This window comes from Chryseobacterium camelliae (assembly GCF_030818575.1).
Classification (GTDB): domain Bacteria; phylum Bacteroidota; class Bacteroidia; order Flavobacteriales; family Weeksellaceae; genus Chryseobacterium; species Chryseobacterium camelliae_A.
Genome location: NZ_JAUTAL010000001.1, coordinates 2,123,898 through 2,150,511, shown reverse-complemented (window position 1 = coordinate 2,150,511; position 26,614 = coordinate 2,123,898). Strand labels below are relative to the sequence as shown.

At 42.8% G+C, this 26,614-nt stretch carries 28 protein-coding genes; 18 read left to right on the top strand and 10 right to left on the bottom strand.

Annotated features, from left to right (window positions below; genetic code table 11):
- Positions 1 to 45 precede the first annotated feature (45 nt).
- Positions 46 to 1,476 (bottom strand): SDR family oxidoreductase, encoded by a 1,431-nt coding sequence (locus QE404_RS09750; protein ID WP_307449942.1) that lies wholly within the window; start codon positions 1,474 to 1,476, stop codon positions 46 to 48.
- A 489-nt stretch (positions 1,477 to 1,965) separates the two neighbouring features.
- Between QE404_RS09750 and QE404_RS09745 the strand changes: the two genes are divergently transcribed.
- On the top strand, positions 1,966 to 3,396 hold the full coding sequence (locus QE404_RS09745; protein ID WP_307449939.1) for an exodeoxyribonuclease VII large subunit: 1,431 nt from the start codon (positions 1,966 to 1,968) through the stop codon (positions 3,394 to 3,396).
- Between the two features lie 355 nt (positions 3,397 to 3,751).
- The gene (locus QE404_RS09740; protein WP_307449936.1) at positions 3,752 to 4,375 is read left to right on the top strand and encodes a DUF4142 domain-containing protein; all 624 of its coding nucleotides are present in this window, start codon (positions 3,752 to 3,754) and stop codon (positions 4,373 to 4,375) included.
- A 202-nt stretch (positions 4,376 to 4,577) separates the two neighbouring features.
- On the opposite strand, the gene QE404_RS09735 is transcribed toward QE404_RS09740, so the two are convergent.
- On the bottom strand, positions 4,578 to 5,810 hold the full coding sequence (locus tag QE404_RS09735) for a tyrosine-type recombinase/integrase (RefSeq protein WP_307449933.1): 1,233 nt from the start codon (positions 5,808 to 5,810) through the stop codon (positions 4,578 to 4,580).
- Between the two features lie 542 nt (positions 5,811 to 6,352).
- Here QE404_RS09735 and QE404_RS09730 point away from each other — a divergent pair.
- The 8 genes from QE404_RS09730 to QE404_RS09695 all read left to right on the top strand — a co-directional run bounded on the left by QE404_RS09730 (position 6,353) and on the right by QE404_RS09695 (position 13,440).
- Positions 6,353 to 6,787, top strand: coding sequence for a transposase (locus QE404_RS09730; RefSeq protein WP_307449930.1), 435 nt, complete (start codon positions 6,353 to 6,355; stop codon positions 6,785 to 6,787).
- 3 nt (positions 6,788 to 6,790) lie between these two features.
- Positions 6,791 to 7,126, top strand: coding sequence for a helix-turn-helix domain-containing protein (locus QE404_RS09725; RefSeq protein ID WP_307449927.1), 336 nt, complete (start codon positions 6,791 to 6,793; stop codon positions 7,124 to 7,126).
- Between the two features lie 444 nt (positions 7,127 to 7,570).
- Positions 7,571 to 7,732 (top strand): hypothetical protein, encoded by a 162-nt coding sequence (locus QE404_RS09720; protein ID WP_307449925.1) that lies wholly within the window; start codon positions 7,571 to 7,573, stop codon positions 7,730 to 7,732.
- 262 nt (positions 7,733 to 7,994) lie between these two features.
- Positions 7,995 to 8,510, top strand: coding sequence for a DUF2975 domain-containing protein (locus tag QE404_RS09715; RefSeq protein WP_307449922.1), 516 nt, complete (start codon positions 7,995 to 7,997; stop codon positions 8,508 to 8,510).
- Between the two features lies 1 nt (position 8,511).
- A complete protein-coding gene (locus tag QE404_RS09710; RefSeq protein ID WP_040995723.1) occupies positions 8,512 to 8,715 on the top strand; it encodes a helix-turn-helix domain-containing protein in 204 nt (67 codons plus the stop codon).
- Between the two features lie 160 nt (positions 8,716 to 8,875).
- Positions 8,876 to 9,742, top strand: coding sequence for an ABC transporter ATP-binding protein (locus QE404_RS09705; protein WP_307449919.1), 867 nt, complete (start codon positions 8,876 to 8,878; stop codon positions 9,740 to 9,742).
- Between the two features lie 2 nt (positions 9,743 to 9,744).
- Positions 9,745 to 12,915 carry an ABC transporter permease/M1 family aminopeptidase gene (locus QE404_RS09700; RefSeq protein ID WP_307453850.1) on the top strand — a complete coding sequence of 1,057 codons (3,171 nt, stop codon included), beginning with the start codon at positions 9,745 to 9,747 and terminating at the stop codon, positions 12,913 to 12,915.
- A 39-nt stretch (positions 12,916 to 12,954) separates the two neighbouring features.
- Entirely contained in the window at positions 12,955 to 13,440 is a 486-nt protein-coding gene (locus QE404_RS09695) for a DUF4385 domain-containing protein (RefSeq protein WP_307449911.1), read from the top strand.
- 63 nt (positions 13,441 to 13,503) lie between these two features.
- On the opposite strand, the gene QE404_RS09690 is transcribed toward QE404_RS09695, so the two are convergent.
- Positions 13,504 to 13,827 carry a hypothetical protein gene (locus QE404_RS09690; RefSeq protein ID WP_307449908.1) on the bottom strand — a complete coding sequence of 108 codons (324 nt, stop codon included), beginning with the start codon at positions 13,825 to 13,827 and terminating at the stop codon, positions 13,504 to 13,506.
- A 306-nt stretch (positions 13,828 to 14,133) separates the two neighbouring features.
- Here QE404_RS09690 and QE404_RS09685 point away from each other — a divergent pair, with 306 nt between their 5' ends.
- The 3 genes from QE404_RS09685 to QE404_RS09675 are packed head-to-tail and all read left to right on the top strand — an operon-like array spanning position 14,134 to position 15,643.
- Positions 14,134 to 14,766 carry a nitroreductase family protein gene (locus tag QE404_RS09685; protein ID WP_307449906.1) on the top strand — a complete coding sequence of 211 codons (633 nt, stop codon included), beginning with the start codon at positions 14,134 to 14,136 and terminating at the stop codon, positions 14,764 to 14,766.
- Positions 14,767 to 14,784: 18 nt separating this feature from the next.
- The gene (locus tag QE404_RS09680) at positions 14,785 to 15,219 is read left to right on the top strand and encodes a MarR family winged helix-turn-helix transcriptional regulator (protein WP_307449903.1); all 435 of its coding nucleotides are present in this window, start codon (positions 14,785 to 14,787) and stop codon (positions 15,217 to 15,219) included.
- 1 nt (position 15,220) lies between these two features.
- Positions 15,221 to 15,643 (top strand): organic hydroperoxide resistance protein, encoded by a 423-nt coding sequence (locus QE404_RS09675; RefSeq protein WP_307449901.1) that lies wholly within the window; start codon positions 15,221 to 15,223, stop codon positions 15,641 to 15,643.
- Positions 15,644 to 15,711: 68 nt separating this feature from the next.
- On the opposite strand, the gene QE404_RS09670 is transcribed toward QE404_RS09675, so the two are convergent.
- Positions 15,712 to 16,119, bottom strand: coding sequence for a MarR family winged helix-turn-helix transcriptional regulator (locus QE404_RS09670; protein WP_307449898.1), 408 nt, complete (start codon positions 16,117 to 16,119; stop codon positions 15,712 to 15,714).
- A 126-nt stretch (positions 16,120 to 16,245) separates the two neighbouring features.
- On the opposite strand from QE404_RS09670, the gene QE404_RS09665 reads away from it, so the two are divergent.
- The gene (locus QE404_RS09665) at positions 16,246 to 17,016 is read left to right on the top strand and encodes a 4-hydroxy-tetrahydrodipicolinate reductase (protein ID WP_307449895.1); all 771 of its coding nucleotides are present in this window, start codon (positions 16,246 to 16,248) and stop codon (positions 17,014 to 17,016) included.
- Between the two features lie 29 nt (positions 17,017 to 17,045).
- Here the strand turns inward: QE404_RS09665 and QE404_RS09660 are convergent, their stop codons facing one another.
- The 6 genes from QE404_RS09660 to QE404_RS09635 form a co-directional block, all read right to left on the bottom strand.
- Positions 17,046 to 17,939 carry a helix-turn-helix domain-containing protein gene (locus QE404_RS09660; RefSeq protein ID WP_307449892.1) on the bottom strand — a complete coding sequence of 298 codons (894 nt, stop codon included), beginning with the start codon at positions 17,937 to 17,939 and terminating at the stop codon, positions 17,046 to 17,048.
- A 147-nt stretch (positions 17,940 to 18,086) separates the two neighbouring features.
- Entirely contained in the window at positions 18,087 to 19,202 is a 1,116-nt protein-coding gene (locus QE404_RS09655) for an alanine/ornithine racemase family PLP-dependent enzyme (RefSeq protein WP_307449890.1), read from the bottom strand.
- Between the two features lies 1 nt (position 19,203).
- Positions 19,204 to 19,650: a GNAT family N-acetyltransferase gene (locus tag QE404_RS09650; protein WP_307449887.1), complete on the bottom strand. Its 447-nt coding sequence runs from the start codon at positions 19,648 to 19,650 to the stop codon at positions 19,204 to 19,206.
- A 9-nt stretch (positions 19,651 to 19,659) separates the two neighbouring features.
- Positions 19,660 to 20,565 (bottom strand): universal stress protein, encoded by a 906-nt coding sequence (locus QE404_RS09645; RefSeq protein ID WP_307449884.1) that lies wholly within the window; start codon positions 20,563 to 20,565, stop codon positions 19,660 to 19,662.
- 162 nt (positions 20,566 to 20,727) lie between these two features.
- Positions 20,728 to 21,030, bottom strand: a complete 303-nt coding sequence (locus QE404_RS09640) for a hypothetical protein (protein ID WP_307449881.1) — start codon at positions 21,028 to 21,030, stop codon at positions 20,728 to 20,730.
- A 106-nt stretch (positions 21,031 to 21,136) separates the two neighbouring features.
- Complete coding sequence (locus QE404_RS09635) at positions 21,137 to 23,623, bottom strand: hypothetical protein (RefSeq protein WP_307449878.1); 2,487 nt, start codon at positions 23,621 to 23,623, stop codon at positions 21,137 to 21,139.
- A 276-nt stretch (positions 23,624 to 23,899) separates the two neighbouring features.
- On the opposite strand from QE404_RS09635, the gene QE404_RS09630 reads away from it, so the two are divergent.
- The 4 genes from QE404_RS09630 to QE404_RS09615 all read left to right on the top strand — a co-directional run bounded on the left by QE404_RS09630 (position 23,900) and on the right by QE404_RS09615 (position 26,614).
- Entirely contained in the window at positions 23,900 to 24,421 is a 522-nt protein-coding gene (locus QE404_RS09630; RefSeq protein WP_307449875.1) for a DUF1440 domain-containing protein, read from the top strand.
- A 288-nt stretch (positions 24,422 to 24,709) separates the two neighbouring features.
- Positions 24,710 to 25,714, top strand: a complete 1,005-nt coding sequence (locus QE404_RS09625; protein WP_307449872.1) for an SDR family NAD(P)-dependent oxidoreductase — start codon at positions 24,710 to 24,712, stop codon at positions 25,712 to 25,714.
- Between the two features lie 17 nt (positions 25,715 to 25,731).
- The gene (locus QE404_RS09620) at positions 25,732 to 26,121 is read left to right on the top strand and encodes a DoxX family protein (protein WP_307449869.1); all 390 of its coding nucleotides are present in this window, start codon (positions 25,732 to 25,734) and stop codon (positions 26,119 to 26,121) included.
- A 166-nt stretch (positions 26,122 to 26,287) separates the two neighbouring features.
- Entirely contained in the window at positions 26,288 to 26,614 is a 327-nt protein-coding gene (locus QE404_RS09615) for a nucleotide pyrophosphohydrolase (RefSeq protein ID WP_307449866.1), read from the top strand.

The following is a 26,614-nucleotide window of genomic DNA, read 5'->3' as shown; positions in this document are numbered from 1 at the left end:
AAATTTTATTTTTACAGATATCCGTAAGCATTTAGGAACAAAATATTATTCCTTATCATCTGTGAGTTTTCTGATCATACCGTTGAAAATATACCCATGGAAGGGCAGTACGGCGTACCAGTACAATCTTCCCCACAGGCCTACAGGCCGGAAGGTAGCTTCCTGGACCAGGCTTCCGTCTTTAATCCTGAATTCCAGCCACGCTTCACCGGGCACTTTCATTTCTGCAAACAGTAGCAGTCTTTTTTCTTCCCTGCTGGCATACAGGACGCGCCAGAAATCTACACTGTCACCCACACTGATCAGCGTTGAATTTTTCCGCCCGCGCCTTAGTCCCACACCGCCGAAAAGTTTGTCGATGCTTCCTCTCAGGTTCCAGAGGTAATTCGCGTGATACCAGCCGTTTTTTCCTCCGATACCAAAGATCTTATCCAGGGTCTTCTGTTCATTTTGGATCTTCCTCGTTCTTTTATCTTTGAAAACGCCCATGGTAGGGACTTCCAGGAAATCCCACACATTTTTGGAGTACCGGTAGCTGCCGAAAGAGTCGTACCAGGTAGAGAGCACGTCGTTCTGTTCGATCTTGTCGAAGCTCAGCCGAAGGCTTTCGCGGTAGGTAAGTAAGGTAATGCCCAGCCGTTCGGCAAGGTCGTTTTTCTCTGCCACAACGTTGATTTTCATGCTTTCCACAAGATTTTTGGCGAGTACATAAGACGTGGAGGTGATAAAATACAGCCAGTAAGATGATAATTTAGGGCTGAGAACAGGCACAGAAATAATGGTGCGCTTCAGTTTCCGCTCCTCCGCAAAAATCATCAGCATCTCCTTGTAAGAAAGCACATCCGGGCCGGCAATATCAAAATGCCTGTTGTAGGTAAATGTTTTTCCCATAACACCCATCAGAAATTCGATGACATTTCTGATCCCGATAGGCTGGCAAAGGGTTTTCAACCATTTCGGGGCTACCATTACAGGGAGTTTTTCCACAAGGTCACGGATGATTTCAAAAGAGGCGGACCCCGACCCGATGATGATTCCTGCCCGAAGCACAGTCAGGGCATAGGCGTCAGATTTCAGTTCATCCTCAACATCTTTTCTTGACTGGAGGTGTTTGGAAAGGTCTTTTTCATTTACAATCCCGGTCAGGTAAATTACCTGCTGGCAATTTGTTTTTTCAATGGTTTGTGAGAAATTTTGAGCGGAAATTTTTTCAGCTTTGCTAAAATCTGCATTAGCAGACATGGAGTGGATGAGATAATAGGCAATATCAATATTTTTGTCCACTTCAGACAAGGTTGACGGATCATTGTAGTCATGTTCGATAACGCTTAGCTGATGATCATAATTTTTATACGGTGATATGTCGAAGCGTTTTTTATCCCGCACGGAGCAGATGACTTGATGGCCATTGCTGAGGAGCTGGATCAGAAGCCTTTTACCGATATATCCCGTGGCGCCGGTAAGAAATATTTTCATAGGGTGTTGGATTCATATTAAGTTGTGAGAATGGTGTTAAAAGAGACTGCGCTGCTGGTCAGGCTGCAGGGTGATTTTGACAAAAAGGTACAAATCTGATACCATATGTACGGATATCTCATTCTAACAGGCGAAATCTAAGCCCATCATATATAATAGAGGTCGATATCAAAAAGAAAAGTACCGGTTGATTAATACCAGTTGTCAGGATATGCCATCAATCAGGTGATGAAGGATCAGAATAGGGCAGGATAGCACCAGATTGGATAAGGCAATTGCCATGTTCGTTAGGTGTTAAGTTTTCCTGCTTTTTGAAAGGATATATTGACTAGTTTTAGTTCAATTGTGAGGCAGCAAAGTAAGTATGGCACTGAAAATCATCGACTGCTTCTGAACAGGATCATATGAATTAATTTAAGGATAATAGCAGGGAATATCCCGTATACAGTCTTATCTTTGCACCAGTTTCCTTTTATTACATTACCATCTATGCAGGGCATTGAACCTACTTACCAGATCTATTCCCCGGCAGCCGTCATCGGCCTGTTCAATAATGCCCTGAAGCTGAATGCAACCGTTAACCTGATTTACCTGAAAGGCCGGTATTCTTATGGTGGCGGTAAAGCGTATGTCAACTATTACTATGATTTTTTGTACTCTGAGAGCGATAGTACTTCAATCGGGGTTAAAATGCCGGGCCTGTTGAGAAGTAAGATAGTAAATAATGAACTTTATACCCTTCGCGGATTTATAGAGAAAAGAATTAAGAATTCAAGCATCGAACTGGTTTTTGTGGTTGATGAAATCATTGCCCAGGAGGAAAAGGCTGTTTCAGAAGAAGACCTGAAGCGGTACGATCTTATCCAGAGGAAACTGGAACAGGGTTCCCGGGACCTGGAAACGTTTATCAGGAATAAAATATTACAGTCTGAGAAAGTCAGGATTGCCAATGTGTTCGGCCATAATGCCATTGTACAGAAAGATTTCTATGAGGGCCTTGATGTCTCCTCGAAAGATTTTGATATTGATGAGTATACCTGTAACATCACTTCGGCGACTTCCGTTTCGGATGTCCTGAGCAGGATTTCGGATACCGGCTATGACGTCATCGCCCTCGTACGCGGAGGCGGGGACAAGCAGAGCTTTGAGGTATTCAATAGCCTCAGCCTGGCAGAACAGTTTATTGCACTTCCTTCCATCACCATTACTGCACTCGGCCACACAGCAGATGAAACCCTCCTGGATAAACTTGCGGATAAAAGATATCACCTCCCTCACGATTATGGTGCCGGATTGCACTCCATACTGAATAAACTGACGGAGGAAAAATCCAATTCCAGGGCCCTGCTTATCGAGGAGGTAAGAAAAGACGTTTCCAAACAATTTGTGGAGCAGGTAACCACGCTTACCGGACAGCTCAAAAAGAAAAACGAAGAATTCGCGGAAGCCCAGAAAACCTTTAAAGAGCAGGTAGAACTGCAGACGAAAACCTTCAATGCGCAACTGAAGGTCCGAAATGAGGAAGTTGAAAAGCTTAAAAAAGAAATTTCGGATACGTACGGCAAACAGGTACAGACCTTAACGGAGCAGCTGGCCAAAAGGAATGAAGATGTCCAGAAATTGCAGGAAAATGCAGCTAAGCAGATTCAGGAGCTGAATACACATTTTACAGCGCAGCAGAAGCAGCGTCAGGAAGAAATGGAAGCCGGGAGGAAGGAAATCGCAGCCCTGTATGAGAAAAATATGCAGTCTGCCATCAATGAGAAAACGGCAGCATTACAGGCCGGCCTGGATATGGTACAACAGGAAAACAAGCGTTTGCTGAAGCAGGTGCAGGAACCAAAGGCAGATTATATCAGACTGATAATTGCAGCCGTGATCGCATTGGTTATCGGTTTTATACTGGCAAAAACGATTTGAGAATCGAGTCCGGTTTCAGGTAATGGGAAGCAAAGAAGGATCAGAGGCTCCGGTGCCTAAATTTTCGATACCATATATTGTTATATTTCGCATAAGAAAAACCGAAGATCCAAAATCAGCTTATTGATTCTTAAAAGTTCATTTCATGAATGGCTTTGAGACCTTATTTACTCCTTTGAATACATCGGGATTATTGTTTGTTATAGTATTTAAATTATTCACTTAAAAACAGTATTCAATTTAAATAATTAATGTGTGCGACGCGCCTCCGATTACTTTGGCAGACAAATTGTTACCATAGAGGAAGCAATCGGGTATTGCATCCAACACCAAAACCTCTTAAATGATATACAATATGAAAAACTCAGTCCTAGCCATTTTAGCCGTTGCGGCTATGGTGGCATGTAAAAAAAATGAAACGACAGCAGTAGATACAGCAGGGGATAGCACTGCAATGTCAACGCCTGCTGATTCCGGAATGACTGGCACAGGTACTGATTCAACCGCTATGTCCACCAATACGGATGCGGCTGCAACCGGTACCCTGAGCGACCAGGATAAGACGTTCGCCGATGCTGCTGCCATGGGCGGAATGATGGAAGTAATGGCAGGGCAGCTTGCATCCACTAATGCTACCAATGCTACCGTAAAATCGTTGGCTCAGATGATGGTGAAAGACCATACGAAAGCCAATGATGAACTGAAAGCATGGGCTTCAAAAGCGGGATATTCTTTGCCGACAGCTTTAAGTGCCGATATGCAGAAAAAATATGACGAACTGAAAATGAAAAAAGGAGCCGAATTTGACCGTGCATACGCCGATATGATGGTAACGGATCACCAGACAACCATTGCCAACTTCAAGAAAGAAGCTTCAGGCGGATCTGATGCTTCATTAAAATCCTTCGCAAGCAAAACGCTTCCTACTTTAGAACATCATTTGATGGAATCTGAGAAAGCCAAAAATGCTGTAAAATAAACAGATCATAAATAGTACTGAAATCCTGCTTAAAAAGTGGGATTTTTTGTTGGCCTGCTATTAAATGATCGTAAAAAGCACTTCCATCAGCTGCATTTAGACTACCTTGAATTTCCGGAATAGGGTACTTAAACAGCTGAAAAATAAATTTTTGAGAGTGGTTGCCGGTTCTGGGGTTCATAAAATCAGCTATCAAAACATTTTAGCTGCTTCGGTATCCTTCTGCATAAATTCGTTCAAAATAATCGCTTAATGAAACAACTCTGGAATGATGCACAGGATTGATGTAATTCAGAAACATCTGCTCTGTACTATGGCCGGTGGCCTGCATCAGTAAAGGAGTAGGGATCTTTCCGTAGAAATTGGACGCAAAGCTTCTCCTTCCTATGTGACTGCTGATATTTTCCCATTTCTGCGTACAGATTTCCCTTCCCCGGAAACCCTCCCTTTTCCGCATTCTGACAGTCTCATTGATTCCTGCCAGTGCTGCCACTTTTTTAATCTGGGCATTGTATAAGGAGGTCTCTATGGCCGGAGGGAATGTACCTTCGTATCTATTCATGATCTTCAACACTTCTGGATGCAGGGGGAGAATGATTTCCTTTCCCGTCTTCTGCTGGATGAACGAGATGCATGGCTTATGATCGATCTTGATCAGTTGTCCGGTAGTAAAACGCATGAAATCTGATATCCTCTGTCCGGTATAACAGCTGATCAGGAGCCAGGCCTTCGCGTTGCTAAGCTCAGTAGGGACAACTGTTTTCCGGATTTTACCAATTTCTTTCTCATCAAGGACAAGCACTCTTCTTACCGTTTTAAGCCTGGGAATCTCCAGTTGCCGTACCTGTGTAATGATGCCTTTGCGTTCAGCAAAGTTAAGGATGGTCTTTATAAACTCAGCGGTCCTGTTCAGGGTGCTTTCCGTATACTCTTCTATTCTCCCGAAAGCATAAAACTGCCTGATGAGGGCAGAATCTACTTCTTCAGTAAAGATATTTCGGCCTAAAAAACCTTCAAATTTTTCCATCAGCCGCAGGAAGACCACATACCTCCTGTAGGTAGAAAGTGATAGGCTTTCTCTCTTGGTTTCAAGGTAAGAAGACATCATATAAAGGAATGAGTCTTCAGGATAGACCGCTGTTTTCTCTGAACATATTTTTTTGATTTCCCGGGAGATTTCAGTACGGGAAATATCAGGGTTATTACTCAGGTATTGTGCAAGATGGATTTTAATTCTGTTAAGAAGGGCGTTGAGTTCTTTGTACTTTTTTGAATAAATATTTATCGGGCGTTGCCTTTCACGATCCCATTCTTTTTCCGCAATGGTTAGACGGAGCTTGATCCGGTGTGAAACTTTGCTGTTTATAGTGATAGTTAGGCATATGGTATTATTAAAAGTTGTCGTTTTTTTGGACAAAAAATAAAAAAAATTCATAGTTAAAGAATTAAAAATTTTACTGGACAAGCCCAAAAATAGTACAAATAATTAGTCTTTTATAGACTAATACTACAAAGATAATAATTAAATAATGTTGGTCAAGTGTATATTAGTAAAATATTGTAATATAAATATTTATTATAATTCGTGATAATATTTAATTGATGACATAAATTTTCATGCACTGTACATATTGGGACTTTTATTACAGTATTAAAAATTATTTATAGTATAATATACTGAGGATTAACATGGTAAATTTTAGATTAGTCTATAAAAGACTAACCTTACAAAAGCTATATAATTTTTATCAGCATAAACAAAGCCTATCCAGCGGAGCTGTTTACCTCTTGATATTTTTTGTTTTACGCTCACATTGGGAATTCATGATCATTTCCAAAGTCTGCAGTTATTACCTGATGTAAGAGCAATTAATGGTATTGTGTAAGGTAAATGTCTATTTATTGTGATGTACAGACAGGTTTGTACATAAAATAAAATGGAAAGAAGAATATTCTGTCAATAAATATAAATAACCCATGAATTTCAAAAACATTCACATCGGAAGTCTAATTGAGAAAAAAGTCGCTGAGAGCGAGCTCGAATCGTACCGGATCTGTAAATTTATCCATTGCACAGAACCCCAGATTTCCGAGATGTACAAAGCGCCGTCACTGGATACTGACCTTCTCCTACGCTGGAGCAAACTTCTGGAATATGATTTTTTCAGGCTCTATACCCAACACCTCATCCTGTATGCCCCTCCGGGCCCGGAGAAACGGAATCCTGAAAAAAATGCATCAAGCCTGCTTCCGGTTTTCAGAAAAAACATTTACACCAAGGAAATCATTGATTTCATTCTGGAATTGGTGACGACCGGAAAGAAGACCAAACCGGAAATCATGCACCAGTATAAAATTCCTAAAACCACCTTATACAAATGGATCAGCAAACAAAATAAAAAAAATGAATAAAAAATGAAAACACAGCCCAATTACAAAAGAATCTATATGGATATGTTAACTATGAAATATCCCGAAAAAGCCGCTTCCTGCACCGATATCCTAAACAAAAAAAATATTGACATCATGGATATCATCCATCTGGACCAGATTATCTGTGGTAAAAAAGAGTTTACCGACTCCCGTTTTGACCAGAAGCTTAAGTCCTATGATAAGAAGACCATTTTTGAGATCCTGGAATACCAGAAAAAAAACCGGCTCAATAACAGTCAGCTCGCCAGGCATTTTAACCTGAGCAGGAATAGCATAACAAAGTGGAAAAAACTGTTTCTAACAGAGCTCAATAAGTAAGTTTATTACGCCTTATATCCTAAAAAATGGTATGCAGTCTTATTTTAAATGATGATCTGGAAAATCATGTTTAATATAAAAAAAACTTATCGTATTGATCTGGAAATGCTGATCAGATCCTCAAAGACGGTGAACAGAAAATCTGTTCACCGTCTTACGTGCTGCGTAGCTAGCTTTCAGAATGAAACAGATATCGGGTCTAGAGCGGTACGTCCTTATGATCTGATATTTGGCTGGTGGAAATCAATCAATATAATCGTATTATAAGATGTAAATATTTACAAATTTCGGTATTAAGGATAAAATAATACGCTACTGAATAAAGTTTTTTAAAGTTCACTGATTTAATTTTTATTCCGTTCGGAATTGGCCCATTTTATGCTAAATCAACCGTAAGAAGACTTAACACTGTATAAAGACACTAACACTAAAAAAATATTGATTATGAGCACTTCTACACAATGGGACAATCCTACCCACGTTAACAAAGAGATCGAACGTCAGAAAGCACTGGCAGTGCTTGAAAAGGCTAAAATGCTGAACAGAAAAGTGGTTTTCCTGCCTAAAGGAGCTACCGGAAACCTGAAGCAGAACTCCTTATTCTGATCCAACACGCATACCTTCTTACAGCTACTTTTGAGTAGCTTTTTTTTATGCAAAAGGCTAAGGGATTGAATGATGAAAGAGATTAAAAGATTAGTGAATTTAAACATCAGAACGGTTCATCCTGATGAAAAAAGCAAATCTTGTGATATGTTGATATTGCTAAGATACAATTTCAGTTACCAGCTTTAAATTAAAATTTAATCATAATTAATTATTGTTTTACGATAATTAATCTTACATTTGTATTATAATATCTTTTCTGATGAACCAGACTAAAATTATTTCCAGGATCCTTTATTATCTGTGCATGCTGCTATCGGCGGGATATGTGCTGACATTCCTGTATTCTGCTGTATGCCTGCTGACCGGTTTTTCAGTAAATTCCTATGATCACAGCAGGTACCTTAGGATCAACGATCCGTTTTCCCGATATGTGTCATTAACCGTCGAGAATAATCCTGCGTATATACTCTTTTCATTTTTAGCTGTACTGTTGGCTTACGGGATATTTTTCGGGTTGTCTGCCGGTGTATTCAGAGTGTTTTTCGGGCAGAAACTGTTTACGGAAAAGAATATCGCTGTTCTGAAAAAGTTTTACCTTTACAACATCTTTTTCCCGCTGCCTGCTGCGCTGGTCGCCGCAAGGTTTGTGGAAGTGGAGCATGTGATCTGGGGACTGGTGTTCATCCATTTCATGCTGGGGATTTTCTGTCTCTTTCTGGCCAATATTTTCAGTCAGGGACTTCATTTACAAAACGAACAAGATCTATTTATATAAGATGCCTATTATAGTCAACCTGGACGTGATGCTAGCCAAGAGAAAAATGCAGAGTAAGGAACTGGCGGAAAAGCTGGGCATCACCCCTGTTAACCTTTCCATCCTGAAAACGGGAAAAGCCAAGGGCGTCCGTTTCGATACTCTGGAAGCCATCTGTAAAATCCTGGAGTGCCAGCCGGGAGATATTCTGGAGTACAGGGAATGATGCTGTAAGGCATGATCAAAAGACCGGAATTTTCCGGCAATCCTGTTTTTTGCTTTTTGTGGCGGCTTTCCGGAGCGGCCGTCACTTCTGTATACTTTTTTAACGGTCATCTGAAGCAGCGGAATCGCAGCCAGGATGCGTAATGCCTAAAATCAACACAATGAACCAACTAAAGATCAGTCATCTGACCGTCACGTACAACAATGGCTTCCATGCGGTAAACGACCTGTCACTGGATATCGGAAACGGAATGTTCGGGCTTTTAGGGCCTAACGGTGCCGGAAAATCATCTCTCATGAAAACACTGGCAGGCCTCCAAAAATGCAGTTCGGGAAGGATGACCCTCAACGGGATCGATATTTCAGAAAATCCCGATTATATAAGGCAGAACCTGGGCTTCCTGCCGCAGGATTTCGGGGTATATCCTAAAGTTTCGGCGCAGGACCTCCTGAATCACATTGCCCTTTTGAAAGGAATCAGTAACAGATCCGAACGTAGCGCACAGGTGGAAAGCCTGCTTGAGAAAGTGAACCTCACCCACTTCAGGAATAAGGAAGTCCGGACCTTTTCCGGCGGAATGCGGCAGCGTTTCGGCATCGCCCAGGCTTTGCTTGGAAATCCAAGGATTGTCATTGTCGACGAACCTACCGCAGGCCTGGATCCCGGAGAGCGCAACCGTTTCAATACCCTGCTGGATGAAATCAGCAAAGATGTGATCATCATCCTTTCCACCCATCTGGTGGAAGATGTCAGGAACCTGTGTTCCGAAATGGCCGTTATGAACTATGGGAAGATCCTGAATGCAGGGAAGCCCGATGAGCTTATTGACGCACTTAAAGATAAGATCTGGATGAAATCCTTTGGACCGAATGAACCGGAAACTGCCGGATACCAGATAATCAGCCGTCAGATGATCAATAGGCAGATGTACCTTACTGTTTTTTCAGAAACAGAGCCGGAAGGATTCCATACCGTACCTCCTCAGCTGGAACACGTTTATTTCAAGACACTCACCCAAAACTTTTAGCAATGAATACTTTCCTGTCCTTCGAAATCCAGCGCCTTACGAGGCATTGGTCAGTCTACCTTGCGGCTTTATTACTGATTTGTGCAGGCATATTCTGTGGCATTCGTTTTAACCTTTCAGCGGGGAAGGGAATTTACCTCAATTCTCCTTACAGCATCGGATTCCTGACCGGAATGCTGAGCCTGTCGGTGATTTTTATCGCGATGATCTATTCAGGCAGGGTCCTTTTTAAAGATTGGGATTCCGGTTTTGACATTCTGTTGTTTACCTATCCTTTTTCCCGGAGGGATTATCTCTCAGGGAAATTCCTGAGCTATTTTCTGCAGACCTTCCTTAGTTTCATGGTATTGGTCCTGGGAATGGCAATCGGGCACCAGCTGCGTTCAGGCAGCGAAATGCAGCCCCGTTTCCATCTCTGGCATTACCTGTATCCGTTGCTTCTGTTCGGAATGCTGAATACATTCCTGGTTTGTAGTATGCTGTTTGGCATTGCCATGGTGTTCCGGAAAAAACTACTGGTCATTGTAGGCGGTCTCCTGTTGTATGTAATGTACATGGTGCTGCTCATATTTTCCAATGCTCCGTTTATGTCGGGAAGTATGCCGCAGTCTGAGCTGGCCCGGCAGGTATCCGCGCTTACAGATCCTTTTGGCCTGTCCGCTTATTTTTATCATTCGGCTTCGTGTTCTGTATTGCAGAGGAATACTTCAGTGGTTTCCTGCTCCGGCTTCTTACTGGCCAACCGCTTTCTATATGTTGCGGTCTCATCATTTTTTCTGATTCTTACGTTCCGGTTCTTTTCTTTTTCTGTATCTGTTTTTAACAAGAGAAAAAACCGGTTACCGGCAAAGACAGATTTTGCGCAGGATCGTAGCACGGAATACAAAACCATACAACCCTCTTTCGGAGCTGTTCCGGCTCTGAGGTCTATTGGATCATTTGCCGGCATAGACCTTACCTATCTTTTCAAAAGCGTAGCCTGGGTGGCGGCAACGGTACTGCTGGTATTTTATATAGGAATGGAAATGTATGCGGAAATCGATCAGGGAATCCGTATTCCGCAGCAGTATGCCGGTTCCGGGCTGCTTACGGCCGTCATCCTGAAAAATTTTTATACGCTGGGCCTGCTGGTGGTAGCTTACTTTACTAATGACCTGTATTGGAGAAGCAGTTTATCAGGATTCAGCATTATTGAAAAATCTACCTTCTTTGCGAAAAATAAAATCTACGGGCACTGGCTTTCCATAAGCATTTTATTGTTCTTTTTCACTGCTGTCCTTATTCTTGAAGCAGTGGTGTTCCAGGTCGTCTTCGGTTATCTGAAAATCAGATGGACCGCCTATGCCGGAATTGTCCTCTTTAATACGCTGCCAATGATCCTGTTCTCCGGATTGGTCCTGCTCATTAACGACAGGATCAGCAACCGGTTTCTGGCCCTGGGAGTATCCGTAGTAGCTGTTGCAGTGTTAACCGGACCTGTTTCAAAAATGATGATTCCGTCTCCGGTCTTCAGGATATTTTCAGATTATAAAGGTGTTTACAGTGATTTTAACGGGTTTGGTGATTATGCCATGGCTTTTGCACAGCGGCTGGTATTTGGTTTTTCACTGATCATGATGGTGGATATGGTCAACCGTTGGATCATAACCCGGAAAATAAATGTCAGATATGCAATCACCGGCTTGCTGATCTTGGCTGCAGGAATTTTCAGTGCTATCAGCTTTATGCATGGCTATATTCCCAAAGATAAGGACGATGATATCCGTATAGCCGTCGATTATGAAAAACAATTTCGCAAATACAGGGATATCCCTCAGCCGGATATTGCAAAAGTCCGTACAGAGATCCAACTCTATCCGTCTTCGGGAATGTACAGGATTCATGGGGTGTATAGCTTGATCAATCACAGTCGGCATCCGATCAACGATATCCTGCTAAATTTTCACCCTGACCTTACAGTAGTATCTGCAGTATTAAATCTGGAAGGGAAACCCGTTAGAATTACCGGCAAAACAACTGTGGTTCATCTGAAACAGCCTTTGCGTCCCGGTGGTTCCGCATCCCTTGATTTCGTTATTGCTTATCATTCCGTAGCGGTGAATGGGCATGATCCTTTCAATGCCATTCTGAGTAACGGTTCTTTTATGCGGATCAGCCGGTATTATCCGGTCATCGGATATCAGGAAAGCTATGAAGTCACAGATGATGACCAGCGCAGGAAATTCGGATTGGGAAAATATCCTGGTGTTAAGAAACTTGAAGCACCGAGGGTGTTCAGAAAGGATTTTATCGATCTTGATATGCTGGTCTCTACAGAACCCGGACAAACCGCTATAGGAACGGGTGATCCTGTCAGGGATTTCAGGAAAAACGGGAGGGCATATTTTGAATACCGGGCTGCCGGAATACCGTTTCGTTTTGCCGTTTCTTCCGCGAATTACTCCATTAAAAAAGCAGTGCACAATGGAATCATGATCCGCATCCTGTACCATCCGGACCATGGTGAAAATGTACAACACTTGGTGGAAAATGCCCAACTTACCTTAGATTACTGTTCCGAACATTTCGGGCCTTATCCTTTCAAAAGCATAGGCTTTGCAGAAGTATCGTCTTTTACGGAAGGATTTGCTGCTACGGCATATCCGTCCGCCATTTTCATGCCTGAAAACAAGCTGTTCCATACCCGGATCCGTGCAGGCCGGGACCAGGATGTCATCAATGAGCTTGCCGGCCACGAGCTTTCCCATCTCTGGTGGGGAAACAGTTTGGTAAATCCAGACGATCGTGAAGGATCAGCCATGCTGACGGAAACCCTCGCCATGTATACCGAAATGATGCTGTACAAGAAAATGTACGGAAAGGCTAAAATGATGGAGAAAGTAGAAATGCATGATCAGATGTACAGCCGTGAAAAAGGATTGTCCGGTGACCAGCCTCTGGTGAAGGTTAGTCCCGGACATGACTATATTGCCTATTCTAAAGGTGCTGTGGCGATGGTGAAACTGAGTGAGCTTATTGGTGAAGAACGGGTGAATGCCGCCCTCCGGAATTTCCTTTTGAATCATAAGTATCCCGAAAAGCCGGTCTCAACAGACCTGATAAGGGAATTTTACAAGGTCTGCCCCGATCCTGTTGTCCGTAAAAAGATAGACCGCCTGTTTATGTTTCCCTAAGAGGGGCAAACAGGGCACAGCCTTTGCAAAAACAATCCTATGAAACAAAAACGCCCCAGTTACCTGAATTTTAATGCTGCCGATTACCCCTGGAAACCGGACATTGATTACCGGCTGCATCCGGAATTGTATCGGGTAGGTAAGGGCGAGCAGGGCGTTTTGATCTGTGAGCCCTATAAAAGCGAGATTGGGCAATACTGGCGTTTCAAGACCGTGCCGATCGCCGAAGAAAGCTCCCGGGAAATTTTCAGCCTGTTTCTGGATTACTTGGAAAGGGACGATTTCGTAGGAGCGGATATGGCCAGGAAATATCTGCAGATGGGCTATACCAGGGCAAGACGGTATTTTAATTATAAAGGCGGCAAAAAATATGATGCTGAAAAGGATTATCAGCTGCTGGAAAGAGGCACCGGAGATCCTGAAAAAGCTAAGGCTGCAGCAATATTTTATGATCGATGGAAAGAAGCAGAGGCAGAGCAACGTTATGCGGATATGAAAAAAAAGTGGAAGAGAGATAAAGGGTGAACCGGCAAAGATGTAAAAAGCCCGGAAACTTAAATCCGGGCTTTTATGGGTATGTGTATCCTGTTAATGATGTCTGACCCCTTTCTGGTGGTAATTGGTATTTTTGTTCGCTGCCTGATAGTTCTTAGGAATCTGGTCGCCGTTTTCAGTATAATGTTTGGTTGCAGAACCTGTATTCTGTTCCGGTTCAGGATGTCCGTAGTGGATCTCTTTTCCGTTTCTATACATTTTATTATCGATAGTACGGTATACCTGGTTTTCTCCGTAGGTATTGCCGTCCGGAGCCGTAAAAACTTTAGTGGCTTCAGCTTTCTTTTTTTTACCCGCCAGATAGACCAAAGTACCTCCTGCAATCAGTCCCAGTGTTATTTTCAGTGTATTGTTCATAATGTATATTTTTTATTCAAATAAACAAATTACCTGCCAGTACAACTTATCAGATCGTATTTAGGATAATAAATTAATTTTAAGTGTATTTAGTGTGAAAATTGTTTTGGGAATCATTTTTATGATGACGTGAGGAAAGCTAATTCGTTAATTAGGTTTTTACTTCTATATTTCTGCCATCATAGATAAACACCTATCAATAGCATAGATGTATTTTATAAAATTAAATTGTGCACAATTTAATTTGGCAGTAGATTTGCAATATAATTTACAGGTCAATATAGTACCACTATAAAATAAACAACAATGTCATTATTAGAAGATTTAAATTGGAGGCATGCCGTAAAAGCATATGATCCTTCTAAAAAAGTTTCACAGGAAGATTTAAATAAAATTTTAGAAGCAGCCAGGCTGGCACCTACATCATCCGGGCTTCAGCCGTTTCGCCTGATCGTGGTGGAAAATCAGGAACTAAAAGAAAAGATGGTAAAGGGTGCATTGAATCCTGAGGTAATGAGAGACTGTTCCCATGTATTGGTGTTTGCCGCCTGGGACAGCTATTCCGACGAAAAAATAGACAAGGTATACGATCACCATACCGATGTAAGAGATCTGCCAAGAGGAAGATTTTCAAGCTATACCGATAAGATTAAGGAAATCTACGGAGCACAGACTCCTGAGCAGCATTTTGAACATACTGCAAGACAAACCTACATTGCCCTTGGACTTGCACTGGCACAGGCTGCCGAACTAAAGGTAGACAGTACCCCGGCAGAAGGCTTTAGCAATGATGTGGTAGATGAAATCCTTGAACTGAGAGCCTTGGGCCTTAAAAGTGTAAGCCTGCTGTATCTGGGATACCGTGATGAACAGAATGACTGGCTTTCTGCTATGAAGAAAGTAAGGGTTCCTATGGAGGAATTCGTTATTAAAAAATAAGAACATTAATTTCAGCCTATGGAATCTTCAGAAAACTTAAAGCTGGAAAACCAGATCTGCTTTCCCCTTTACGTGATTGCCAAAGAGATCACCGGTCTGTACCGTCCTTTTCTGGATGAGCTGGATATGACCTATCCGCAATATCTCGTGATGATGGTGCTTTGGGAGCATGATGGTATGACGGTAAGTTGCATCGGCGAAAAGCTGTACCTCGACAGCGGTACGCTTACTCCGTTGTTGAAAAGGCTCGAAGCCAAAGGACTCATCACCAGGCAGAGAAAGAAAGAAGACGAAAGGGTAGTGGAAGTATTTATTACGGAAGCAGGTCAACAGCTGAAATCAAAAGCTTGTTCAGTTCCCGAAAAAATCGTCAACAGCACCAAGGTGGATCCTGAAGACCTGATGCGGCTGAAAGAAAGTGTCCAGAACATCATTAAAACATTAAAAGAATAAAATGAAAGCATTATATACCACAAAGGTAACCGCAACAGGGGGAAGAAACGGACGTGTAAAAAGTGAAAACGGTGTGCTTGATACCGAAGTAAAAATGCCTAAAGCACTGGGCGGGGCCAATGATGACTATGCCAATCCTGAAATGCTTTTCGCAGCGGGCTATGCAGCATGTTTTGACAGTGCCCTGAACCGGGTGATCAGCCTTTCAAAAACTCAAACCGGAGAAACTTCCGTAACGGCGCAGGTGAGCCTGGGCCAGCTGGACAACGGAGGATTCGGACTAGCCGTTGAGCTGGATGTGAACATTCCGGGCGTTTCGCAGGAAGAAGCTCAGTCGTTAACAGAAAAGGCCCATGAAATATGTCCGTATTCCAATGCGACAAGAAATAATATCGAAGTGAAACTTTCGGTAACGAATCAGTAAGATGTGTGAAGTGATTTTGGTGATTCTGCCGGGCCTTAAAGGCCCGGCAGATTTTTTTTACCGGTTATTCAGCGGATCAGCTCAAAGATCCTGGTGACTTCCGAATTCTTGTGTTCAGAATAAAGATGGGCGTGAAATTCATTAAGTTTCCTCAGCAGGACCAACAGCTGATCCTTTTCATTCAGGCTGCCGGAAAGAACTTGGGACGTCATATCCACCTTTTCTACAGACTGGTGAAACATGGCTTCACCTTTTTCGGTCAGCTTAAGCGTTTTGCTCCTTTTATCCGCTTCATCATGGCGTTCTTCAATCAGTCCGTAATCCAGCAGCCTTTTCAGGATCTGCGTCCCGGTCAGTTTTTCATGCCCGCTGCATTCAATAGCTGAAAATACCTTGTTCCGCCTTCTTCTCTTTCCTGCCTCTTGGCCAGATATAAAGCCGTACCCAATTTCAATATTAATGATATCATCCTCCATTTGCTTATTACAGCGATAATTCGTACTTTTAAGTATTCTGGTGCGAAAAATTTTTCGCAAAATGAAGTATTGAACGAAAGATTGAATGCTTCTGAATATAATATGTTTCACTTAAATTATAATCATATGAAAGTAGGTTTAATAGGATTCGGAAAGGCAGGGAAAGCCGTGGCTAATGTCATTCTTCAGCACGAAGAATTTTCCCTGGAATGGGTGCTGAGAGACAGTACAGTGATGGAGAACGGCTCAGCCAAAGAGCTGTTGGGGATTACGGCTCCAGATCCTGCGGTTATTGTTTCCCAACAGGGGCTGGAGATCGGAGATTTCCTGGATGCGCATCCGGTAGATGCCATCATCGACTTTTCTACGGAAGACGGGATTTATACTTATGGTGAAGCGGCGGCTGAAAGACAGATTAAAATCATATCCGCCATTTCTCATTACCATGAACACGAAAAAGAATTCCTGAAGAAGCTTTCGGAAAACACGGTGGTATTCTGGTCACCGAATATTACCTTAGGCGTTAATTATCTGTTGTTTGCCGCCTCGATGTTGAAAAATATAGCCCCGGAAGTGGATATAGAATTAATTGAAGAACATTTCAAAGCCAAAGCCGGAATTTCCGGGACTGCTGTAAAGATTGCAGAAACGCTGGACATCCGGACGGAAAGCATCAATTCGGTACGGGCCGGAGGAATCGTTGGCAAGCATGAGGTAATCTTTGGGTTCCCTTATCAGACCGTACGCCTGGTGCATGAATCGATTTCCAGGGAAGCGTTCGGGAACGGGGCTTTGTTTGTAGCGAGGAACCTGAAGGGTAAAGAGAACGGATTGTACCATTTTGAAGATATCCTTAAACCTTATTTCTTCAATGAGGCACAGCCGCAGTTATCGTAGAAGCTGCAGTATAAATCATATCAGGCCGGTCATGTGTTTATCACAGTCCGGCTTTCTTTTTTTCTGTATTCATTAGGCGAATATTTTTTTTCTGCTTTAAAATATTTTCCGAAATGTGACCTGTCACTGAATCCAAGGCCGTAGGCAATTTCTGCAATGGAGAGGGTCGTATGGAGCAGCAGCCGTTCCGCTTCCAGGATTACACGGTTTTTAATTAGTTGCCCAGCTGTCATATCGAGGCGCTCCCGTATGACGGCGTTAAGGTAATTTGGGGTGATGCTGAGTTTTTCCGCATATTCGGAAGTGCTTTTCAGTTCCCTGAAATTCAGGTTAACCAATTCTGAAAACTTGTCTGCCAGTTCTTTCTTGCGATCCGGAGCTTCCTGAATAGGATGGACAGGACGTGTATTCCGGATGTATTTCAGCATCATCACTTTAAGCTGGAGGCATGCTATCTCTTTGAACAGGCTGTTTCGGGAAGAATATTCTTTTTTCAGGGCCTCGAAGCTCTGCCACAGGTCTTTCCTTTTTTCAGCGGTAAGTCCTGTGATACTAGGGAAAAGATCTTCCAGTGCCGTATCGCTTTTAATAAGTCTGTTGCCGGTGTAAATGTAATTGTAAAACGATTTCGTGAACAGGATAACACTGCCTTCACAGGCTTCGGTGCCGGTAAAGCTGTACGCCTGATGGTAGTTGATGAAAAAAAAGCTGTTGGGGCGGATTTCAAAAATCTGGTGGTCGATCTGAAGGCTGCCTTGTCCTTTGCTGAACATCAGCACCGCATAAAACTTGTTTTTAAAATGGCTGCCATCTATGGCTTTACAGAGAAATTCTGAAACTGTAAGAAGCACAAGCTCCCCCCTGAGTATTGAATGAGTACCCAGTTGATTTAAAGTGAAGGTCCTGATATCCTGGTTCAGCATACTATGGCGTGCATGAATGATGTATAAAGATAGGCAGAATCTTTTATGAACGGGCCAATCAGCACCATTTATGGTTTGACTGTTACCTAAACATCCGAGATTATATGATGGAAAAAATAGTGATGAATACTAAAGATCAGTTACTGATCAATTCCTGAATTCCAATATTTTAAGCTCGTTGCCTGCCACGTGGTGAACGACTTTTTTATCCACATAATCGGAATTCATCGCCCTGAGCACGGCCATGTAATTCATGGTGAATTCGAGGGTATCTCCCACCTTAAATCTTGAAGCATTGTTTCCGAGGTCTAAAATCATCATATCCGAGCTGGCACCAATGATCTCTACTTCCGGGTCGACCGGACGGATGTTTTTCTGGTCAATATCCAACAGCCCGACATCTGCAATGGCTCTTACTGTAGTTTTTCCGATGTCTTTTTTGTTATATACCGGCGTATCTCCGGTAAGGTTGGTCCCGGCCGTTCCGGCCGGAACCACCGGCTTTTCCCTGATCTCAATAATTTCTACCGTCAGGGTAAACACATCCTGATACATCCCGCTGATCACAGAATCTCTGTAAACATCCGTTCCGAAGAAGAGTGTTTCACCGATCCTGAAATGATTGATGCCTTCAGGAACCTGGTTTTTAAAAAGCAGGGGGATCGTCACGGAAGATCCGGCAGATACGTAAGGGATTTTCCTGCCGTACATGTGTTCCACGATTTCTTTGTACCGGTTCAGCTTGAAAAGCTTCTTTTCATCAGGGAGGATGCCGTTCAGGCAGTTGAGGTTCGTTCCGATGCCGACGATTTCTATATTCGGCAGGTTTAAAATTTCCCCGAAAAACTTGGGCAGGTCTTTGGCCATGATGCCTTCGCGCAGCTCACCCATTTCCACCATGATGACGATCTTATGTATTTTCTGCTGCTGTACGGCTTCTTCAGACAGGGCTTTTATGGTATTCAGTTCCGTATTGAAGCTAACATCGGCAAACTGTACGATACAGGCGGCCAATCTCCGTGCGGGAGGTTTGATGTATATCGTTCGGGTATCCGGAGAAAGGTCTTTAATTGTTTTAAGGTTGCTCAGCCTGGAGTCACAGAGGTCTTTACCGGTCATCTGCAGGACGACTTTCAGGAATTCCTCATGGCCGCACAATAATTTGGCTACAATAGCCCAGTGGATTTCATGATCGGCAAAGAGCTTTTCCAGATATTGATAATTATGAAAAAGTTTATGGGAGTTTAAGGTAATGTATGACATATTATTTTTTTAAGCGCATTTCAAGGTATTTGCTGGTAAAGCCCAGCTTTTCATAGAGGTGCCTGGCCGGGTTATCCGGTTCGCAATGGAGCGCGATGTCTCCGTCTGCGGTTTCAATGGCTTTCTGCATCAGCTGTTTTCCGATGCCCTTACCGCGCTGTTTTTTGTCTGTGGCAATGTAGACGAGGATGTATTCAGGGATATACCCCTGCATTCCGGTTTTGTTGAGGACTACGCAACCGGTCATTTCGCCGGTGACTGAATCTTCAGCCGTAATGATGATGCCTCCCGGGCTGTGGTTTTTTCCCAGGGCATAGTCTATGGCTTTTTGTATGTCGGGTTCAGGATCACCGTATTGTTCCAGGTGTCGGAACAGGAAATTGGCGATCTGTTTCTGGGTGTTGTCTGCTGCTTGCTGTCGTTCGTTGTAAATATATAGTTTTGTCATTATCATTTTTTATCCCGGAATAGGAAGCGTAATATCATAAGGAGTATCCTGTCCGGTATCTTTTCTTTGTTCTGTCTTAGGTTTGTAAAATAGAAGGGCCACATCTGTGGTGTTAATAATTTTTCTTAAAAAGTTTTCCGCAAAAAGGGCTTTCCAGCTCTGTTCGTCCTGATAATTCAGGATAATGATATCGGCTTTTGCCGCTTTTGAGAACGTAGCAATCACGGTGGCTTTATCCGGAGCTTCAAAAAACTCTGCGGTGTAGTCTGCCGATCTTTCATACAGCTTCTTTTTTAGGCCTATAAACTCTTTTTTCAGTTCATCGGAAGTTTCCGTATCACCAATGCCCAAGAGTTCTATCGTGCTGTCATTCCTTTCGGCGATAGATAAGGCAAAGTCCAGTTTGTCATCCAGGTTATGGGTAACCCTTACCGGAAAGACCATCTTTTTAAACCGGTATTTTTTAAAGCTTTTCGGGACCATCAGCACAGAGGTGTTCGCTTCAGACAATATGCTGTACGAGTTGGAGCCCAGGATAAACTGTTTGATTTTCTGTTCTCCAGAAGTTCCTACAACAGTAAGGTCGGTATTATCTTCTGCAATCAGGTCATTGATGCTCTGGATGAGGCTTCCATGCCGGATTTCTGTTTTGATGTTAAGTGTGCTGCATCTTTCAGCAAGTCCCTTCTGTATTTCAGCCAGGTTGTTTTCAGCCAGGCTGATGCTTTCCTGTGTTACCTCATTGCCTATGACCTGCTTGTAGCTTCTGTCGATCAGGTAAAACTGGTCTACGACATGAAGTACGGTAAGTGCAGCCTCATGCCGTACGGCAATATGGAAGGCCATTTCAACAGCATTTCCTGATTTTTCGGAAAAGTCTGTGGCAACAATTATATTTTTGATTTTGGTGGGCATAGATTTCATGATCGTTGAGTGGTGCAAAGTTATAAGGGTTAAATACTAAACTGTGTGAGAAAACCGTGCTAAAGTGGTCTGTTTTACTGTTGTGTGATATCTAAAAACCAGATCGGTATTTTACTATTATGAATAAAACCCTTTCGGTAGATGCATAATATGCTAATGTACTTTGGTAATGGTTCCGTGGCCAATCAGATCAGGACCTTCAAAGAAATCGAAGTCCTGGCCTTCATATAAGCTGCTGATGATCTCCTCTGCATTCAGAAGGGCAATTTCCGCCTGTACGGTATCTCCGAGGAAAACGAGTTCTGTATCCGGGTAAGTCTGTACGCAGGTAATCATGTCCTGCTGAGGAGGGAACTGTATGGCCGGCCGGTAGCCAGAGGATACCGGTGTGCTTCTGCCACCCTTGCTTTCGGGGGCAAAACTGAGCTGAGCTGTAAAATGGGATTTTATTTTCATTGTAATGGGTAGTTTTTTCCGGTGAAGGGACCGGGATTTTTAAAAACATGAAGATGACAAAAATCACAACTGCTGCCTGTAAAATCAGCAGCAGTGATTAAAATTATCAGATCACATATTTTTTAATGCCTTCCATAATGCCCTGCCACAGCATATTAAAGAAACTTCTCTCAGGATCTCTTTTCTTTTCGATCAGGACATATTCCGGTTCGCCGGTGGATTCATTTTTCACAAACCAGTTGGCTACCGTGGACAAAAGTTTTCTTTCATTGCCTTTTTTGTTGAGGAGGTTCACATACATATCGCTGTATTTAAAATAGAACTTCCCGGCAATCCCGGCATTGCTTCCGTAATAGTCGAATTTAATATAGTCTATTTTACCGTCGAGCGTTACATTGAGGTACGGACGCACAAAAAGGTTTACATTGTCTGCGGACAGCTTGCTGATTTTCCCGTCAATGGTAAACTGATCCTGTGGATTGCTTACGTCGAACTTCCAGTGCACATCGGTGCTGGCATTATTGTAAAAGGCAAAATTCACATCAGCCTTTACCGTGGTAGGCCTTCCTTTGATTTTCGCATTGTTCACATCACTGATTTTACCATTGAAATCATTGAAGGTGATTTTTCCGGGAATATTATTGTTCTCCGCATTCTCCTCGTATTCAAGGTTTGAATTGGTGATGTTGATGCTTTTAACGAAGAGCGGGATTTTAACGCCTCTCAGCTTTTTGCTGAACAGGTATCGTGGGCTGTTATCATCCGGTGGGGCAAGGTCATGGTAAATATTGCAGTGGATGCCATCGATGTTCACCTGGCTGATATCAATGACCGGGTTCTTAAACAGTTCCGACTGGCGGTCGGTAATTCCGATCTTTCTGGCACGGATGGTATACAGGTCGGTTTCCTTTGCGATCACTCTGCTGAACGCAGCCCTAGAATATTTTGGAAGATAGGCCAGGTTGCGGATCTCGGTATAATTTCCTGAATTTTTCACGTCGCCTACCTTTAATGAATAGTATTTTCCTGCATCTAAATTGATATTGCGTGCCGTAATCAGGTGTCTGGCCGCTTTAAAGGGCAGTCCGTTTTTCAGGTATTCCTTACCGGAAGTTACTTTATCCAGCCTTGCATCCAGCTGCGCTACCGCAAGATGGGTTTTTCCCTGTTTAACTTGAGTGATTTTCGCTTTTGATATGTTAATAAAGCCTAACTGTGCCGTAAAATCAGGATCTGCCGAATTTTTTTGGCTCTTTTTAGCTGCCTTGCGTATGGCAGATACGATTTTAATGTCCGGCGACTGAATGTCTATTCCGCCTAAAAGGATGTTGAGTTTTTGCCCTACATATTTTGTACGGTTGTTAAGAATCCTGATTTTATCTGTACGGATGTTGAACAGGTCTTTGTCTGTACTCTTGCCTAAGGCAAGCATTTCAAACTGCTCTATCAGGATGTCTGCATTGTTGGATGAGATCCGTTTGATTTTAAGGGCCTGGTGCGGACTGGCTTTGAAGTAAATGTTATCCGCCTCAATATCATGGTTGGTAAAGCGGAACGGTATTTTTTCCTTGACCGTATTTTTATCAAAGACAATATTGCTGAGCTTGAAGTTGAAATTGTCAACCGAAGCGGTTCTATCCTGATTGGCTTGCAATACCATGATTTTCCCTTTCTGGAAATCGATGTTTTTCATCCCGATTTTCATTTCTATTTCTTTCGGGTTCTTCTCTTTTTCCACCGTGTTTTTTCCTGTGGACATTACTTTAAGATCCGGCCGGTTGAAGATGACATCAGAAACAATCAGGGAATCCTGATTGATCATAAAATCTTTGGCGAGTAGACGTTCAGATGAAAAATCGAATACGTTTTTAGCGTTGTACTGCTGAGGCTTCCGGGTCGGTTTCAGATGAAACTTTTGAAGGTAAAGTGTTTTATTGGCGGCAAGAATGCGGTCTGCATTAATTTCGTAAAAGTCGTTCACACCAATCTTTACGGTTGTTGCATTCACTTTGAATTCCTTAAATGCCAATGGGATTTTAGCGTCATTATCGCTCTGGCGGATGTCTTTCAGGCGTACATTGATGTCTTTCCCCTGGAAAACAGGCTTTCCGTCAGCACTGATGATGTCTGCAAATACGTTGTTGAGTTCAATATTATTAATGTGAATATCCTTCTGTGCTTTTCTGGCGGTGTCCTTGGCCTTTTTTGGTGCCAGTTTTATATTAAGCTGCGCATCGGAAAGTACGAACTGATCGGCATGATATGCTTTCTTGAACAGGGCTTTCCAGATGCCGAAGTCACGGATCTGGATTTTTTTTACTGTACCGTTGATCTGGGTGATTTTCGCATCATCAGGATTTTTGGTGGATATGCTAAGGTCTGTAGCGGTGAAATTTCCGGAAAGGAGGCTTAGGTTAAAATCCTTGAGCTTCAGGTGATAAGGCGTTTTGCTGTTGACAACATCCGGCAGTTTCCGCTGAAGATAAAAGTCCAGTGCAAAAGGAAATATCAGGATCAACACTACGATACCAATACCGGTTCCTAAAAGCCATTTTTTTCGGTTGTTTCTTTTTTTAACAGGTTTTTCTTCCATCACCAATGAAATTTTCACATTTCCTTAACAAATCAAACGGTATTCCAATTTATTTTAATTTTGACTTTAAAAGTGACTATATTTTTAAATATTTCCGGACTTATCCCGCAAACTCTTTAAATAATTCATGGCAGATGCATTTTCAGATGCAGATAATCAATTTCAGAATATCATTTTTAACACTCAGTTTTGTTATGAAAATCCAGGATCAATTCTTACGGAATGATTTATGCACTTTGCTGATTACCCATATTCACCAAAAACATCAATATACGTATGAATACCCCGACAAAAACAATTCTTATGGGAGCTGTAGCCGGCCTTTTGGCTTCCTGGATCAAATCCATTGCAGAACCGCCCTTACAAAAAATAGGAGAAGATTATTTCCCGCCCGAGCCCGGACAGCTTGAACTGAAGGGTGCCGACGTTACCCATCAACCCGAAAATATGCCGCCGGCAGTACTGGCGAAAAGCGTTTACAAAGAATATACCCACCAGGAGCTTTCCAGTGAACAGACCCAACAGGCCATGACCGGTATCCACTACACTTTAGGCGCCGTGATAGGGATAGCCTATTTTTTAGCGCTGAGGAAAAAAGGCCGTGTAATCCCTGCCCAGGGGCTGGTTGCCGGAACCGTAATCTGGGCTGCAACACACGGATCCCTGGTTCCGGCACTGGGCCTTCAGGGTAAAGTGAGCGAAATGCCTGCTTCGTGGTGGGTATGGGAATTTGGTTCCCACCTGGTTTTCGGGGTAGCGCTGGAACAAAGCAGAATCATTTTCAATAAAGTGTTCTGAGGATCCACAGGAAGCGAATTTTCGAAAGGGCAAAGATGAAGAGTAAAATGATCGAGCCTAAGTTTGGCTAATCAGGTGGTCTGTTTTGCAAAAGGCGATTTTGCAATGCTGCTTTTTAATGGTCTTACACGATATCAACAGTACCATTACATATCGTATTCCAGCTCTCAGCCTGATCGGTCCTCTTCGCTTTCCTCACGCTGCCTGGTATTTGAAGATCTGCCTCTTTCTGGCATAATAATAGGTAAGTATTAGGAAACAACATTCACAATCTAAAATCATTCACCAATGAAATCAGAAGATATTTCAGGAAAAAGCCTCAGCGGTAAAACCGTGGTCATTACCGGCGGAACCAGCGGGGTAGGAAGGGCTACCGTAGAAGCATTTGCCCTGGAGGGATGCCATATCGTAGTTGCTGCCCGCGGCAAAGAAGCCCTTGACGAAACCGTTGCCCTGTGCAGGGATCTGGAAGTAGCTGTTATCGGGGTGCCTACAGACGTATCCGTTGCGGAAGAAGTAGAAAACCTGGTGCAGACTGCATTACAGTTCAACGGAAGGATAGACATCTGGGTCAATAATGCAGGAGTGATGTCCAGCGGAAAATTCGAGGAGATCCCTATGGAAGTGAATGAACAGGTGATCAAAACCAACCTTTTCGGATATATGCACGGGGCGTATAGTGTGCTTCCTGTTTTCAAAAGACAGCAGGAGGGAGTCCTCATCAACAATATATCCATCGGCGGATTCATGCCTGCGCCTTATAGTGCGGTCTATTCATCCACTAAATTCGGGATCAGGGGCATGATGGAATGCCTGCAGGGGGAAATTTCAGACTTCGCAGACATCCATATCTGCAATATCTATCCTCAGATCCAGCGGTCTACCGGGAATATGCATTCTGCCAAGTATTCCGGGCTGGATTTTAAAATTCCTCCGTTCGCAGCTGATCCCAGAGATACCGCAGCGAGCATCGTTAAACTGGCCAAGAACCCGAAAAAAGAAAAATTCCCGGATGCCACGTCCTTATTCCTGAAAACCGTATACGGGCTGTTTCCAAAACCGGTCATCAACGTAGCTTCGGCAGGCATGAGACTGATGATGAAAATCAAAAACGCACCGGATGACAACGGGAACGTGCTGCAACCTTCCCAGGAACCGCATCGCATCTATGGTGAAACCATCCTTCCGGTTCCTTCCCGCAAAACCAAAATAGCCCTTCTGGCCGGTCTCGGTCTTGGCATTGCCTATATGCTGATGAAAAAGAATTCCGGTTCCGAAGAAACCTGTGATTAACCTTTAACACACAATATATGAACACCAACACATTAAAAAATATCGGAAAATATGCATTGGGCGGAATGCTCATCACGGCCGGTATCGGTCACCTTACATTTGCCAGAAAAGCCTTCCGTGCCCAGGTGCCGGAATGGGTACCCCTTGAAAAAGATGATACCGTTTTCTATTCCGGAATCGCGGAAATTGCCCTGGGTGCATCCATCATCGGAGCTTCAGAAGAGCAGCAGAAACTGATCGGCAAGGTAGCCGCAGGATTTTTCACCGCCATCTTCCCCGGCAACATTTCACAATACGTCAACCGAAAAGACAGCTTCGGACTCAATACAGACCAGAAAAGGCTCGGCAGATTGTTTATGCAGCCGCTGCTGGTGGCCTGGGCGCTGGGAACGATGCAGAAGAAATAATATGATTTTATATGAATCTTATAGTGGCTCCAATTTGTATTGGAGTTTTTTTATTTATTACTTATATTGACATATAATATTTAATAAATTTGCTAAATAATACCATAATTAATATAGCTTTCTAGAATTCTTATATTAGCTTAAAATTATTTCATTAAAACTGATCATGATAGACATAAAAACATTAGATGCAATTTTAAAATTCCGTGACGAAAGAGACTGGGAAAAATTTCATAATTCAAAAGATTTAGCTGTAGCATTATCAATTGAAGCTTCTGAGTTGTTGGAACTTTTTTTATGGAAGGAAAATGAAAACTTCAATAAATCTAAATTTGAAGATGAATTAGCAGATGTTATGATGTATGCAATTCTTTTAGCTAATAAAAATAATATTGATCTTAATTCTATCATTCTTTCGAAACTTGAAAAAAATAAACAAAAATACCCTGTTGAAAAAGCAAAAGGCCGCTCTGATAAATATGATGAATTATAA